This is a genomic window from Treponema sp. (assembly GCF_017430385.1).
Taxonomy (GTDB): Bacteria; Spirochaetota; Spirochaetia; order Treponematales; family Treponemataceae; genus Treponema_D.
In genome coordinates this window covers 1-14,619 of sequence record NZ_JAFRNB010000055.1, presented here as the reverse complement: position 1 = coordinate 14,619, position 14,619 = coordinate 1, and the positions used below count along the sequence as shown (strand labels likewise).

Below are 14,619 nucleotides of genomic sequence, written 5' to 3'. Positions count from 1 at the left end.
GTTATTTGCTGCAGTCATGAATCCGAGTGACTGGATTGTTTTTGTTCCAGTGTTTTCGCTATCGTCCAGGAATGCAACTTTACCAATCTCAAAAATCTTTTGCGGGAAGATTGCGTTTGCAGCGGCACTTTCGGCACGGAGCAATGAAGCGATGATTGACGGACGAACGAACTGATAGTTTTCGCTCATCGGGTTGAGAATTTCGATTACTTTGTCAGCAGAAATGTTCATGCGGTCGATATAATCTCGTTTTGAGCCGAGATAATTGAAAATCATCTCCTGATAGCCCAAGCCGACCATGATTTCTTTTGTCTTTCGGCTGAAAAGTGTAACGTCAGAAAGCTTACCGATTGTGAAGTCGTTCGGCTTCTGTGGCTTGAAGTAGTCGAGAGTCATGCCAATCATTACATCTTCGATAACGTCAACTTCGTGGAGGAAGTCGTTGCGGTATGGAGCCGGCTGAACTGTGAATTCAACATCAGTTTTGTTTGTGGCACAGTATTTTGCTGTAGTTTCGTTTGTTGGAATGTCTTTTGCAACAACATCGTTGTCCATGCGGCTGAGTGCGTCGAGAACCTGCTCTTTTGTGAGGTCGCTGCCCAGCTTTTTGTTGATTGCGGCCAGAGTTGCCTTTGCTTCTTTCTGGAAGTAGAACGGAACAGTGATTTCTTTGCCAAAGCCTGTTTCGTAAGGATGAACGACTTTTACTGGCAAAATTTCGTATCCTGCATCGTGGAAGTCACAAGCGACGATATTTGCGGCGAGAATCAAGTTCTCCATGTTGTCGCCTGTAAGCTCAACCATCAGGTCCTTGTCTCCAACCTGAACTGCTCCAAGTGTTGCTGAGTTGATGATTGGTGCCATAGAAAGAACTTCGTTTTTGTCATCTGTGAGGAGCGGGAATTTTTTTAAGCCCTCGAGAATCCAACCAAAATCCTTTCCTTTTGGATGCTCAGTGAGAATCTGACGGCAAGTCATCGGTGCGTCACAAGCGAGTGGCACGAATGAAGTTTTGTCCGGATCAACAGCCTTGTAATGGCATGGCCACTTAATCTGGCTCATTCGGTAAACGCCCATAGAAATTGACTTTCGTTTGCGGCCGAAGTTCCAGCAGAGCTTTTCCTGAGTCTGGATGATGTCTTTGAGCATCGGATCGTCGATTGGTTTGCCAGAAATTACGAAGCTGACCATGAAAGGTCGAACATCTTTGAGGCCTTCTTCGACAGTGATAACACGGTTGCCATTGTCTTTGATTGCCCCGGCTTTTGACAAAAATTTTGAGTAGTCAGAGCGTTTTGCGCCTTCGTGCAAGCGGAGCTGACGGGTAACGCCGCCGGTTGACCACAAATCAGGGCGGTTTGTATCGTTAAGTTCGATTTTAATTACACGCTCGTCCTCGCTCTGGCTCATGTCTGGCTTTTCGTCAAGCTCAGCCTTTCCACAAGTGAGTTTTCGTTCAAGTGTGTCGTAATCGTATTTTTTTCCAAGAAGATTAAAAAACAATTTTTCGTTTACTTCAATTTTTGGCATAGTGTTCCTCGAATTTTATTCAATAGAAACTATATTATATAGAAAAAATTAAGCGCAATCAACGGCTTGCGAATTTCTGTCAAAAATCTATTCGTAAGGAAATGCTTGTTCCAGAAAGTAAGGCTTTTTTTAATATATCATTGTCTTCTGCTGAGGCGAGTGATTCTGATGCCGAGCCAACTGTAGAATATGACGAAAATGCTGCGTTCAAGAAATCTTTTGTGCTTTGATTTAAGATTGTCGCCGCAACCATTTTTGTCAGTCTTAATGTCGGAATAAAATTTTTGTGTATGTTAAATTTATACGAAATTTCTGTGATTCCTGCGAATACATGCATTCCCATGGCATCTGGTAAATTTAGTGGGCCGTTGTCGGAGCTTCCGTCAAAGAAAATGCTCTTTTTGTATTTATAAGCATAATCTCCAGAAGCATAATTTTTCATACAATAAAAGTAGATTAAATCGAGGGTAAAACAGAGACCCCCGCGTTTGAATTCGAGCGAATTTCCCAAAGACACAAAATTGAATTTTTCATCAATATTTCCGCCGGCAAATTTATATGGAAATAATAAGTATTTTTGAGTTGATGATGTAAGATAAGCATTGCCATTCAATGAAAGGTAAGCGTAACCCAAAAAAGGTTTAATCATGAATTCATCACGGACAGGAAGATAAAATTCTTTTGCCAAAAAAGCTGAAAGAAGTTGAAGTTTTGATTCTCCAACATTAATTCCCTCATTTGTGTCGATGTCGAATGTCAGTTTTCCGCCAAGAGTAAAAAATTCAAAGCCATAAGGAAGTTTAAGCTGAGTTTTACCGCCAAAAAGAACTAAATTATCCGGCTTTCCATAAAAATAATACAAATCTCCTTTTTGAACATTTGCTTTTCCGAAAATAAAGTCTGTGCTGAATTTTAAATCGGTGTCAAATAATGAAAAATTAATGTCACCGCCAAAACTCATGAATTTTCCACAACCGTCATTTAAGCTGAATCTTGGAATTTCATCGAAGATTTTTAATTCCCCGGGAAAGGAAAAGGAAGAAAAACTATAGCGGACTGCATAAAAATTTCGTTTAAATTCAAAATCGGCAGAACCATATTCCAATTTGCCGTTTAACATTGCCCGGTCAGAATTTCCATAGAGATAACACCCGCCGATTTTGAATTCTCCCACTTTTGTTTTTGTGTCAACTTCTAATCGTTCTGTATGAAAATAACTGGAACTGCTTGGGGTGTAAAATAAATATCCAAAACGAGAATCAATTGAAGGTGAAATTGAAAAATCTGGAGAAAACTTGATTTCAGAAAAAGCCGCCCTTATCAGCGAGAGCAAAATAAGGGCAGCAAAAAGAACCTTTTTCATTTATGACTTGGTAATAATTTTTAATTATTTACCATTGTAGTTGAACCGTGGAAATCGAAGATTTTTATAAATCTAGTTTTATCAATTTTTGCAGATGTAATCGTATCAAATTGGTTTTCTGCGCCTTCAATTCCTGGAAGAGCCTGTGTTATGATGTCTTTGTTAATCAAAATTCCGACTTCATACCAGATTTCTTTTCTTGTATAAGAATAAGAAGGTGATGAAGTTACTGTTAGAGTCTTTCCTGCATCATTTGCTACTGTTGTCGCGAAGTTTGAGATTGAGCCTGTAAGCTCTGTGATTTCGCTTTCCGAGTGATTGTTGATAGGGTTTGAGCCATTCCATCCAGTTGTTTCTTCAAAACGCTTGTAATAAATTTTGACTTTTTCTTTATCTGTGCTTCGCTCTATGATGTTTGTAAAATATCCAGGAGTAAAGACTTTTCCTAAGTCGATACCGAAAAATGCTTCGGATGCGGTTGTCGGGAAAGTTCTTGGATTAGGCTCTTTTGGGATATAGAAAATTGAACCGTTGTCCAAAGCGGCTTTTGCTTTTACAGCTCCGTCATAATAAGCTGTGCCATATTCTGCGATTTTGTCCTTTACAATCTGCGGATAAAGTGTTGAAGTTTTAATTTCGTTGTAGCATGAAATGACTCTACCGGCTGCTTCTGAGAACATTGTTTTTGCGGCTGCGAGCTTTGTTGCGTCTCGGACAGAAAGTGTTTTCGCTGTCACTGAATCATTGATTGCTTTTACGATTTTGTCTTTTTCTGCATTGTTTTCAGCAGGGCTTGCCTCTAAAGAGATTTCTGCACATTTCAAATCCGCGCTCAAATCATAAGAAGCTACGAAAGTTAATGCCGCATCACACGCTTCAAGGGCTGCAGAAAGAATCTGCATTTCAGTTTTGCTGATTGTTACGGAATCATCTCCGATATACTCGGCGAGTCTGAGATTGCGAATAAATGTTGGATCGAGAGTTGTTGTTCCAGTACCCATAGAATCAACGATTTTCCTTATGGTCTCATTTTTGGCGTGAACAATTTTTATAAGCTTATCAATTTTCTCGTTTGCGCCTTGTTCATTATTTGTTATGAGATTTGCATAAATTAGATAGAGCCAAGTTTTGTAGCTCTGTGTCGTTCCGACAATTGTATCTTTATAGTACTGGCTGGAAGTTACCCAGTCAGGAACTGCTAGCTCCGGGAGATAAAGAATTTCGCCTAAAATATTTTTCCTGTAAGAAGATGTACTATTGTAAAGGTAAGAAGTTAAAGATGCTTTTGCTTTCTTTTGTGCAAGTTTAGGAACGATATTTGATTTATATGCAAGATAGTTACCTTCGTTTGAGAGAGAGTAATTTATTATATACCCATAGGTGCTAGTCCATGTTCCATCGTTGTTTTTGTATGAATACCACATGTAATCAGTATTATACGAGGTTGTTTCTGTACCTGTTAATCTGACATATTTACCGTCAGTAGTTTTTGTAAGCTGATATTGAGTTTGACCTGAAGTATAATAAGAAGAAACATTGTACAAATAATCTGCGATTTCTGAATTTGCCTGTGTTTCATAAGCTGTTTTGTCAGTTAAGCTTGAATAGTAGCTGGAGAACGGAATCAGATAATTGCCGTTTGCATCAGGTGTAACATTTGTGAGATAAAATGTATTTTTGTCCATGACGGAAATATAATTTAAATAATATACCCAGGTTCCATCATGCAGATAATAGCTGTCCCAAGCAGGAACATTATTGCTCCATGAGTTTGTTGGTGTCGCCGAAACTCTTATGTAATTTCCCTCAGCGTTTTGCTCAAAGGTTGCGGCGTTAACATTTTTCAGCTCAGGATATTTTTTGAGCCATTCTGAATTGAAAACAGAGTTGAGTTTAGAAACAGGTGTTTTTAATTCGCTTACCCAAGCACTGTTGAAAATTGCATTTGGTGTTGCAGGATAATTTTTAGCTCCAAAATCATTCTTTATAATATCAACGACATCAGTATCTGTACTAAGCATTGCAAGTTCTGTGAGTGCATAATAAATCTTTGTAGTATCATTCGGGTCCAAAGCGTAAGCAGAGCGGAATTTTGAAAGAGTAGTGTCATAATCTCCAGAATTAAGAGCGGAATATCCTTCGTTGATAAGAACTGTAGAAGACTTATTTTTATCAGTTATTGGTACTTCAATTCCACCGATTGTTTCGGTTGTTGTGGGTGTTGAAGAACCTCCGTCATCACTTCCGTGTGAGCATGAAAACAATGAGAAACTCATTGTTAGTAACATGAATACAGCTGCGTGGATACATTTTATTTTTTTCATGTGAACTCCTCTAGGACTCAAATCAGATATAGAGACCTATATAAGTTATAATAACTCATTTAGGTTATTTAAAGCAAGATAGAACCTAAATGAGTAATAATTATACTATGAGTCCGTTTTGGAAGAATGTGAATGAAGAATTGCAATATCAGGGAATGAACATAAAAACTTTATCCGCTCTTACTGGAATTCCTTATACTACGATAACGAACGGAAGAAACAGGCCTGACAGTATTCCCACGGCTGATGTTGCTCTTAAAATTTCAAAAGTCCTAAACAAATCTTTGGAATGGCTTTTAGGCGAAAGTGTATTATTGCCAAAATCAAATGAAACAGATGTTTCTAGCAATGAAGAAAATGTGTTACAAAAATTGAATTTATATCATAAATACGAACGGTTGATTACAAGCCTTGAGAATCGCTCTGTTCGTACACAAACCGCATTTATAAATCTGGCTACGGCAATTAGCGAAGAATAAAACAGTTGAACATATAAGCCGTAGCCAAAAAATTCCTCGCAAGAATCATTTTTCCTGCGCTTCTTTTTCTGAGATTTCGATGAGGTTTCCGTCGCCGGAGCAGAATCGCCATGCAAGGTTCATTGCGTTTTCCCATACGCCGGATTTTCCTTTTTTTTCGATTTTATCCCCAGTTCGGCGGATAATTACCTTGCCGACCGGAAATTTGTAATATCTGGTTTTTTCTTCCATATTTATTTTGTGGTTGGATACGAAAACTCTTTGACACCAGCGGGAACTGGAATCTGCGCAAATAATTCGCTCTGCTTTCGTAAGGCTTCTGATTATTTCATAGTATTTGTGAGTTCCGTTTGTTTTCGTGTTATAAGATATTTTTGTGTGGAACTGCAATTCAAAAATCATTCCGTTCGAAGCTTTCAGGGTGGTGTTTATTCCCTGATAGTCATTGTCCTCCCTCGCCCATACTATTCTCCTGTTTGGTTGTTGGTAAAACGCTTCTTAGGAAAGCGGTGATTAATGAAAGAAGCTAAATGCTTAAAAGTTCCTTAATATACGATAACACATTTTCTTAAAAAGTGATAAAAAATTTTTGACCTCTTTCCTTTTCTGTGCAATGTGATATAATGAGTTGAAAATAAATGATAGCACCACTATCAATATACAGAAAATTTTAATCATTTTGCAATGGAGCGGTTATGGCGGAAGTTCGCGTTATTGAAGTTAAGGAAAATATCCTTGCTGACAACGACAAGGAAGCCGAGGTTTTGCGGCAGAAACTCAAATCTAAGAAAACTTTTTTGATGAATCTCATGTCATCGCCGGGGAGCGGAAAAACTACTACTTTGCTCCGAACCGTTGAGGCTCTCAAGGACAAAATCAAAATCGGAATCATGGAAGCTGACATTGATTCGAGCGTGGATGCCGAGACGATGGCAAATGCGGGCGTAAAGTCAATTCAGCTGCACACTGGCGGAATGTGTCACTTGGATGCGGCAATGACCGAGCAGGGCTTGAACGAGCTTGGCTCAGACGGCTTGGATCTGGTCGTGCTTGAAAATGTCGGAAATTTGATTTGCCCGGCAGAGTTCGACACTGGAGCGGCAAAGAATGTGATGATTCTTTCGGTGCCGGAAGGTCATGACAAGCCGCTCAAATATCCGCTCATGTTCAGCAAAGTTGATGCGCTGATTATCAACAAAATCGATGTCATGCCGTATTTTGATTTTGACATGGAAAAACTGCGAGAATATGTTGGAAAACTCAACCCCAATGTGAAGATTTTTCCGATTTCAGCAAAAACTGGCGAGGGAGTTCAGGAATGGACTGACTGGCTTTTCGAAGAAGTGAGTGCACATAACAAATAGATTCACGCGCGGGATTGACCGACATCCTGTCGTGACAAGAATTTTTTAACAAAAATTCTTGCGGAATGACGGTCTTTTACCCGCATCCGTGCGGGCATTAATTAAAAATTGTGCGGAAAGCCCGGAGGCAGTTGATTCGCGCAATATTATAAAAAAAAGAGGTACGAAAATGGCAGAAAAAGAAACGGTCCGACCACTTATTTTGAAGCTTGGGCAGAAAATTACTGACCGACTTGGACGAAAAATTAACGAAAATGACCCGGAATATTGGGGATTGAATGAAATTGTCACGGATGAAATGGCTGAAGTCGCGCTCAAAATGGATGTGCGAAAGCCGGTGACTTTGCCGCAGATTGCCAAAAAGACCGGAAAGGACGAAAAATATCTCGAAAAGCTCCTTATGGACATGGCGATGGCGGGCCTTATTGAATACAACTGGGAAAACCCGAAACGCGAAAAACAGTACATCCTGCCGATGTTCGTTCCTGGAAGCGCGGAATTTACCAACATGAATCAGAAGCAGCTTGAAGCGCACCCGAAATTGGGTCGTTTCTTTGAGCGAATGAGTTTTGAGCCGCTTACTAAGGTCGTGCCGATGGTTCCGGAGGGGGGTGCCGGAATCGGTATGCATGTTATTCCTGTAGAGGCTGCGATTGAGACTGAAAATCAGAGCGTTTCGGTTGAGCACATTTCTCACTGGCTCGACAAATACGACGGAAAATATGCGGCTTCTCCTTGTTCATGCCGTTTGAGCCGACGCACTTTCGATGAAGGCTGTGCCGATGACCCGGAAGACTGGTGTATCGGTGTCGGCGATATGGCGGATTATCTCGTTGAGACAAAACGCGGTCATTATGTTACCCGCGAGAAGGTCTTGGAGATTTTGAAACACGCCGAGGAATGTGGATTTGTTCATCAGATTACGAATATTGACGGCGAGAACAAGATTTTTGCCATCTGTAACTGCAACGTGAATGTTTGTTACGCGCTCCGAACGAGCCAGCTTTTCAATACACCGAATCTTTCGCGCTCAGCTTATGTTGCCCGTGTTGAATCTGACAAATGTGTTGCCTGTGGCCGATGTGTTGAATATTGCCCGGCTGGTGCGGTTAAGCTTGGTCAGAAACTTTGCAAAAAAGATGGAACTAAGGTCGAATATCCTAAGCACATTTTGCCGGATGATCACAAATGGTCTGAGAAAAACTGGGATGTCGATTACCGAAACACAAACCGAACTAACTGTTATTCGACAGGAACTGCGCCATGTAAGACAGCCTGCCCGGCTCACATTGGAATTCAGGGCTATTTGAAGATGGCAAGCGAAGGTCGTTACACTGAGGCTCTGGAGCTGATTAAGAAAGAAAATCCGTTCCCTGCCGTTTGTGGCCGAATTTGTAACAAACGATGTGAAGCAGCTTGTACTCGCGGAACGATTGACGAAGCGATTGCTATTGATGAAGTAAAGAAATTTATCGCTCAGAAAGATTTGGACTCTTCAACCCGGTTTATCCCGAAGAAGGTGATTCCTTCAAACCGTGGTGAATTTGAGCAGAAGATTGCGATTATCGGCGGCGGTCCGGCTGGACTTTCGTGTGCGTTCTACCTTGCCGAAAAAGGCTATCGCCCGACTGTTTTCGAGAAAAACAAGATTGCTGGCGGTATGCTTGTTTACGGAATTCCAAGTTTCAAACTCGAAAAAGATGTCGTTCAGGCTGAAATCGATGTCATGAAAGAAATGGGCGTTGAGATTAAAACTGGCGTTGAAGTTGGAAAAGATGTTACGATTCAGCAGCTCCGTGAGCAGGGATACAAAGCTTTCTACATTGCGATTGGCTGTCAGGGCGGTCGAAAAGCCGGAATTCCTGGCGAGGATGCCGAGGGCGTTATGACTGCGGTTGATTTCCTTCGCACTGTTGCTGATAATCACGATTACAAAGTGAGCGGAAAAACTGTCGTTGTTGGTGGCGGAAATGTTGCGATTGATGTTAGCCGTACTGCATGGCGATGCGGCGGAACTGATGTCGAGCAATTTTGCTTGGAGCAGCGCAAAGAAATGCCTGCAACTGTGGAAGAAATCTACGAAGCCGAAGAAGAAGGAATCAAAATCAACTGCGGCTGGGGGCCAAAAGAAATTCTTACTGAGAACGGAAAAGTCAAAGGAATCGTGTTCAAAAAATGCGTTTCTGTAAAAGACACTACTGGCCGATTTAATCCGACTTATGATGAAAACGACACAATCACCGTTGAGTGTGAAAATGTGTTCCTTTCGATTGGGCAGAGCATCGTTTGGGGCGACATGCTTGCTGGAACAAAAGTCGAGCTTGGACGCGGAAACGGCGTTGTTGCTGACGGCGTGACTTACCAGACTGCCGAGCCAGACATTTTTGCAGGCGGCGATGTTTACACAGGCCCGAAATTTGCGATTGATGCGATTGCGGCTGGCAAAAAGGCAGCGATTTCTATTCACAGATTTGTTCAGCCGCATTCGAGCATGACGATTGGCCGTGACAAGCGCGAATTCATCGAGCTTAATAAGGAAGATATTTTCGTCAAAGGCTATGATGACACTCCTCGTCAGATTCCGGGCAAAAAATCAATCAGCGAAGTCGGAAGCAAATTCAAGGAAACACAAGTTTGCCTTACCGAAGAGCAGATTAAAAAAGAGACTGCCCGCTGCTTGAGCTGTGGTCAGAGCGTTGTTGATGAAAACAAGTGTATCGGCTGTGGCGTGTGTACGACAAAATGTGCGTTCGACGCAATCCACTTGCACCGCGAGCATCCGAACGCAAGCCGCATGATTGCGAGCGAGGATAAATTGAAGGCAATCCTCCCGAACATGCTAAAACGCGAAATCAAAGTTCTCTTGAATCCGAATCGAAATTCACTGGATAAGTAATGCACGAACTTGGAATTGTCTTTCATGTTATTAAACGACTCGAAAATCTTGCTGAGGAGCAGAAGCTTGCCCAAATTCAGAGCGTAACGCTTGAAATCGGTGAGGTCAGCGGAGTTGTGCCCGAATATCTGGAAGATTGCTGGAAATGGGCTGTCAAAAAGACCCAAATCATGCAGGATTCCAGCTTGAAAATCGAGACAATTCCTGCCGTGACAATTTGCAACTCATGCGGAAAAACTTACGGAACTGTCGAGCATGGAAGGACTTGCCCGCACTGTCAAAGCGAGGACACCGTGCTACAGACAGGCAACGAGATGAACATCAAGCAAATTGAAGCGTGCTGACCCTTCGACTCCGTTCAGGGAGCAGGGGACGGCACACTCAGGAGGATAAAATGTTATTTCAAATTTATGGAAATGCGGCTTTTGCTCAGCTTTTGGGCTGGTGTGCCGTATTTGTCGGACTGATTCTTGCAAATGAAATCGCCCGAAGAACAAAGGCTGGCGGAATCGCGCTCTTGGTTGCTCTCCCGCTTGCTCTCACAGCTTACTTCATTGTGGTTGCCGTTGCGGCAGCTGGTGGTGCTGAATGGGCTTTGAAAAATCAGACCTATCTGTACATGAACGGCTGGTTCCATTACGCAAAACTGTATGCGGCTGACATCGGTTGTATCGGTTTCATGGTGCTTAAATACAAATGGGGAAAGCTCGGAAAATCTCACGCTTTCAAAGCATGGCCTTTCGTAATCGTTGGAATCAATATTTTGATTGCAGTTGCTTCTGACTTTGAGAGCGCAATCCGTGGTTCGCAGGCTTTTGTTGCGACTGGCGACCGCTGGTGGAAATCTAGCGAAAATGTATGGCTTTACGGTGGCTGGTGGAACTGGACAAACGGAATCGCAGGTATCATCAACATTCTTTGTATGACTGGCTGGTGGGGAATTTATTCTTCAAAAGACAAGCATCATCAGGATATGCTCTGGCCTGACATGACAATCTGGTTCATTCTTGCTTACGATGTATGGAATTTCCAGTACACTTACGCAAATCTTCCGACACACAGCTGGTATTGCGGTGTTGCGCTTCTTCTGGCTCCGACATTCGCGGCTGCGTTCTGGAACAAGGGCGGCTGGATTCAGAACCGAGCAAATACGCTGGCTCTCTGGTGCATGTTCGCCCAGGTGTTCCCTCTTTTCCAGATTAAAAATGCAACAGCTGTTTTGCCAACTCTCTATCAGGGAGCCGCTGAAGCTGGAATCAATGCGTTCGACATGACAGCAATCAATTCTGCCGCAGAACTCGCTGCAAAAGGAATCACGGCAAATCCAGTTCCGCAGGGCGTTGTCTCAATTCTCGCTCTCGCAATCAATGTTGTTGCACTCGCAGTGATTATCAAGCGTTCAGTTCAGCAGAAGAAAAATCCGTACACCAACGAGATTTTTGTCGGTACAAAGGATTACGAAGAAGCAATGGCACGAGCAGAACGCTAACAGACAGAAAAACAAAAAGGAGCCTCGTTATGAAGCTCCTTTTTTTATGGGCGCAATCAACTGGCTGCCGCTGTTCCGCGCTTCGCTAACGCTCATTGCCGCAAGCGGCAACTAAAGGCGCTCCATAGCGGGCGCGGCATTTTTTTGTTCCTTGCGAATTTTATTTCTTCAATAAAGCCTTTCTTACAATTCCTTTCGGGTCTTTTACGAGCAGAATCACGAGCCAAATTACAAGGCCGAACGCTACGACAGAAAGCCCCAGGAACAAATCGTTGAGCATATCGAGCGGAGCTGGTGTGAAGAATTCTGCCCCTGCCTCGCCGTACTCAAAAATTGCATCGATGAGCCACATCAAGGAAGCTCCCCAATACATAAAGCAGAGAGTGCTCACTTTAAGCTCTCGTGCTGATTCGTTTTTATACCAGATTGCCGTGCAGATTGCGGCTGCAAAAACAGTTGTCAAAAGTGTCATGCCAAGCCTCCTGCAAGTCCGGCTGTCCCTGTTGCCCCCGAAGAATCTTTTCGTTTTTCAATAAAACTTGAGACTGCGACCATAACGCCCCAAACTGCTGTTACGAGAACTGCCATTGAAACGCCGGCTGTTCCCATCTCGTGAAGCATTTCAGCCGCATTTCCGTCTTTTACTGCTGTGAGGAACGGAAAGAACGGAACGACCTCGCCGTGCCATACATGCTCAAAAGCAAGAAGAGCCGAGCCGCCCCAAAGCATTTTGTTGAGCCAACCGAGTTTAACAGAAAAAGTATTGTTCTTCTGTTTGAGAACTTTTTCCAAAACAGTTGTGACGATTGCTTCTGTCGTAGGAACCAAAAAACAAGCCATAGTATTCTCCTGAAAAAAAATCTTACTAAAAAAGTATATCAAATTACTGATAGTTATGCTATCACTTTTATAGTATAGAACAAAATCCGTAGAAAATTTATAATATTTCTATGGAAATTAACGCAAAACAGAGAAAACTTTTGGAAAGAAACGCCCAGCCTTTGAGTCCGTTGGTTCAGGTTGGCGGAGCCGGCGTAACAGAAAATCAAATCGCACAGATTTCACGGCTTTTGGGCGAGCATGAGCTTATCAAAGTCAAATTCAACGAGTTTAAGGACGAAAAACACGAGTTGAGCGGCGAAATTGCCGAAAAAACACAGTCAACGGCAGTCCGGCTCATCGGAAATGTACTGATTTTGTACCGCCCAGCAAAAGAAGAAAAAGACCGTCAGTTTGAGAAGGAACTGAACAAGCTGGCTAAATAAAAGTAATGAGGGGGGGGCTAACTTCCGTTAGTTAATTTTCTCCCCATTCAAAACAGCTTCAATCAGCTTGCCTTTTTTGTAGACGAGTTTGAGCGAAAAGAACGGCGCGTTTTCACGGAGCAATCTAAAGAAAATCTTGTCGCCTTCCCAAAGCTCCAGCTCGTCAATTTTGTCTATAGGATACCATTCAAGTTTTCCTTCATCGCAATCAATAATCTTGCCCTCAAAGCCTGTGGCCGTAAACAAATGCATGTATTCGGCCGGATCATCATCAGAAACAAAAGTCACGATTCCACGGAAACGATAATCAGTGAGATTAAGCCCCGTTTCTTCCTTCACTTCGCGCAAAAGGCAATCTTCCGGGCTTTCATGCTCCTCAAAATGTCCTCCCACGCCAATCCATTTGTCGTGATTGATGTCATTCTTTTTTGTAACTCGGTGCAGCATGAGATAGCAACCGTCTTTTTCGATATAGCAGAGGGTAGTGAGTTGGGATTTCATTTTATTTTCTCCAATAAATCCTGCGGAGAAATGGCAGGTATTTTCGAGTCGATGAAATCGTCCAAGTTGCGGGTAATTATATAATCTAGCTTGCAATTCTCAGCACATTGCATTTGTAAGCCGTCTTCCAAATCAGTCCAATTCTGATTGTTTATAAAAGATAAGATATCCTTTTTTGTTTCGGAAATGATTTCATTCCGGCTCAATAGAAGTTGAAGAAGTTTTTTCTTTTCATCAATTGGAAAGGACTTGTCAATTATGTAAAACAAATCGCAAATTGAGTGTACGGTGAGATAGGATTTTTCTCGACCAAACCAAATTTTATTGAGTAGTGTTTTAGCAGTTTCGTAAAAGTCTTCCCGCTTTAGAAACCAGTCCAAAATTATGTTTGTATCAATTAAGACTTCCATACTTTCCCTCAAAATACTCTTGTTTTGCGGAATCAGCGTCAATTCCTGCTCCCAAACCGCTGAAGTGTTCAAAGAGTGCGAGGTCGGTGGCTTCATTTGCTTGTGCCGCTTTTTTCTTTGATTGGAGAATGGAGTCTATTTTGTTTTTCAAGATTTCCAGCTGAAAGATTTGCAGCAAATCAACTTGTTGTGCGTATTGTTCAAATGCTATATCGCTCATTTTTCACCTCCGATTTAATTTTATCACACAAATTTTGCTTTTTCCATAATTATGCGGAGTATTATGTTTGGTAGCGGCGGTGATTTATGTATTTATTTTACCATGCTTCGCAAAACTTAGAAATTTCTCTCCAGAAATTACTTGCTGCATTTCCGAGTTCGGCTTTTCTAGGATAAATCGCATATTGAGCACAGACATAAATTGTAAATCCAAGAATTAAGGTAGCGATGATTTTCTTGAATAAAGTTCTTGACCTATATCCACATGAATATTCAAATGCGAAGTAAGAGAGCAGGCATAGAATTGAAGATATGGCAGCAAAAAACTGGTAAGAATTTTCCTTTAGGGACAGAATGGATGATAGTAAGAAATAGGCCAGAATCGAAACAACGATTAGAATAATTGGTAGAACTTTTTTGTAAACTCTTTTTGAATAGAAAGCAACGATAGATTTTAAAAGTGTGTATATTGCGATTGCGATTGTTGCAAATTGTTGTATTTGTTTTTCTGGAAATCCGTGCTCGGTTATCAACTCTGGTTTCAAAATCATGATAATTCCAGAGATAAAAAATAAGCTTGCACAGACATCCAGAAAGTTCAGTAAAAATGAGAATGCAGCTCCGTGCTTCTTTACTGTCGTTTGCTTTTCTTCGGAAGTTGATGAATCCTCATCATTTACGGATTCTTGGAAATCGGTATTTGATTCAGAAGTTTTGCTTGATTTTTCAAAGTCTTGGTTTGTTTTCTGAGTTTTTGAATCCGCTTCTTCCTCGAAGAC

Annotated in this window: 16 protein-coding genes; 6 read left to right on the top strand and 10 right to left on the bottom strand. The window is 41.8% G+C overall.

All coding sequences use genetic code 11. The annotated features are described in order from the left end of the window. From pheT to IJJ71_RS04085, 3 genes are all read right to left on the bottom strand, one after another. The coding region (gene pheT, locus IJJ71_RS04095; RefSeq protein ID WP_296845470.1) for a phenylalanine--tRNA ligase subunit beta at positions 1-1,530 on the bottom strand (1,530 nt) is incomplete at its 3' end. A gap of 79 nt (positions 1,531-1,609) precedes the next feature. After that, positions 1,610-2,893, bottom strand: a complete 1,284-nt coding sequence (locus tag IJJ71_RS04090) for a hypothetical protein (protein WP_296845469.1) — start codon at positions 2,891-2,893, stop codon at positions 1,610-1,612. Positions 2,894-2,913: 20 nt separating this feature from the next. Then, positions 2,914-5,217 (bottom strand): hypothetical protein, encoded by a 2,304-nt coding sequence (locus IJJ71_RS04085; RefSeq protein ID WP_296845468.1) that lies wholly within the window; start codon positions 5,215-5,217, stop codon positions 2,914-2,916. Between the two features lie 107 nt (positions 5,218-5,324). Here IJJ71_RS04085 and IJJ71_RS04080 point away from each other — a divergent pair, with 107 nt between their 5' ends. Then, complete coding sequence (locus IJJ71_RS04080; RefSeq protein ID WP_296845467.1) at positions 5,325-5,696, top strand: helix-turn-helix domain-containing protein; 372 nt, start codon at positions 5,325-5,327, stop codon at positions 5,694-5,696. Positions 5,697-5,741: 45 nt separating this feature from the next. Here the strand turns inward: IJJ71_RS04080 and IJJ71_RS04075 are convergent, their stop codons facing one another. Further along, positions 5,742-5,927 carry a hypothetical protein gene (locus IJJ71_RS04075; protein ID WP_296845465.1) on the bottom strand — a complete coding sequence of 62 codons (186 nt, stop codon included), beginning with the start codon at positions 5,925-5,927 and terminating at the stop codon, positions 5,742-5,744. Between the two features lie 464 nt (positions 5,928-6,391). Between IJJ71_RS04075 and hypB the strand changes: the two genes are divergently transcribed. The 4 genes from hypB (at position 6,392) to IJJ71_RS04055 (ending at position 11,445) form a co-directional block, all read left to right on the top strand. Continuing rightward, on the top strand, positions 6,392-7,060 hold the full coding sequence (gene hypB, locus IJJ71_RS04070; protein WP_296845463.1) for a hydrogenase nickel incorporation protein HypB: 669 nt from the start codon (positions 6,392-6,394) through the stop codon (positions 7,058-7,060). A gap of 169 nt (positions 7,061-7,229) precedes the next feature. Continuing rightward, positions 7,230-9,956 (top strand): FAD-dependent oxidoreductase, encoded by a 2,727-nt coding sequence (locus IJJ71_RS04065; protein WP_296845462.1) that lies wholly within the window; start codon positions 7,230-7,232, stop codon positions 9,954-9,956. Then, on the top strand, positions 9,956-10,300 hold the full coding sequence (locus IJJ71_RS04060; protein WP_296845461.1) for a hydrogenase maturation nickel metallochaperone HypA: 345 nt from the start codon (positions 9,956-9,958) through the stop codon (positions 10,298-10,300). The genes IJJ71_RS04065 and IJJ71_RS04060 overlap by 1 nt, the downstream gene beginning before the upstream one ends. Positions 10,301-10,350: 50 nt before the next feature. Next, positions 10,351-11,445, top strand: a complete 1,095-nt coding sequence (locus IJJ71_RS04055) for a DUF5692 family protein (RefSeq protein ID WP_296845460.1) — start codon at positions 10,351-10,353, stop codon at positions 11,443-11,445. 160 nt (positions 11,446-11,605) lie between these two features. Here IJJ71_RS04055 and IJJ71_RS04050 read toward each other — a convergent pair whose 3' ends face one another. Further along, positions 11,606-11,917: a hypothetical protein gene (locus tag IJJ71_RS04050; RefSeq protein ID WP_296845459.1), complete on the bottom strand. Its 312-nt coding sequence runs from the start codon at positions 11,915-11,917 to the stop codon at positions 11,606-11,608. Then, complete coding sequence (locus IJJ71_RS04045; protein WP_296845458.1) at positions 11,914-12,285, bottom strand: hypothetical protein; 372 nt, start codon at positions 12,283-12,285, stop codon at positions 11,914-11,916. Before IJJ71_RS04045 ends, IJJ71_RS04050 begins: the two co-directional genes overlap by 4 nt. A gap of 110 nt (positions 12,286-12,395) precedes the next feature. On the opposite strand from IJJ71_RS04045, the gene yhbY reads away from it, so the two are divergent. After that, positions 12,396-12,710 carry a ribosome assembly RNA-binding protein YhbY gene (gene yhbY / locus IJJ71_RS04040; protein ID WP_296845457.1) on the top strand — a complete coding sequence of 105 codons (315 nt, stop codon included), beginning with the start codon at positions 12,396-12,398 and terminating at the stop codon, positions 12,708-12,710. A gap of 27 nt (positions 12,711-12,737) precedes the next feature. Here yhbY and IJJ71_RS04035 read toward each other — a convergent pair whose 3' ends face one another. The 4 genes from IJJ71_RS04035 to IJJ71_RS04020 all read right to left on the bottom strand — a co-directional run. Beyond that, positions 12,738-13,211, bottom strand: a complete 474-nt coding sequence (locus IJJ71_RS04035; protein ID WP_296845456.1) for an NUDIX hydrolase — start codon at positions 13,209-13,211, stop codon at positions 12,738-12,740. After that, positions 13,208-13,621: a type II toxin-antitoxin system VapC family toxin gene (locus IJJ71_RS04030; protein WP_296845455.1), complete on the bottom strand. Its 414-nt coding sequence runs from the start codon at positions 13,619-13,621 to the stop codon at positions 13,208-13,210. Before IJJ71_RS04030 ends, IJJ71_RS04035 begins: the two co-directional genes overlap by 4 nt. After that, a complete protein-coding gene (locus IJJ71_RS04025; protein WP_296845454.1) occupies positions 13,605-13,841 on the bottom strand; it encodes a hypothetical protein in 237 nt (78 codons plus the stop codon). The genes IJJ71_RS04030 and IJJ71_RS04025 overlap by 17 nt, the downstream gene beginning before the upstream one ends. A gap of 97 nt (positions 13,842-13,938) precedes the next feature. Further along, a partial coding sequence (locus IJJ71_RS04020) for a hypothetical protein (protein ID WP_296845453.1) occupies positions 13,939-14,619 on the bottom strand: 681 nt, incomplete at its 5' end.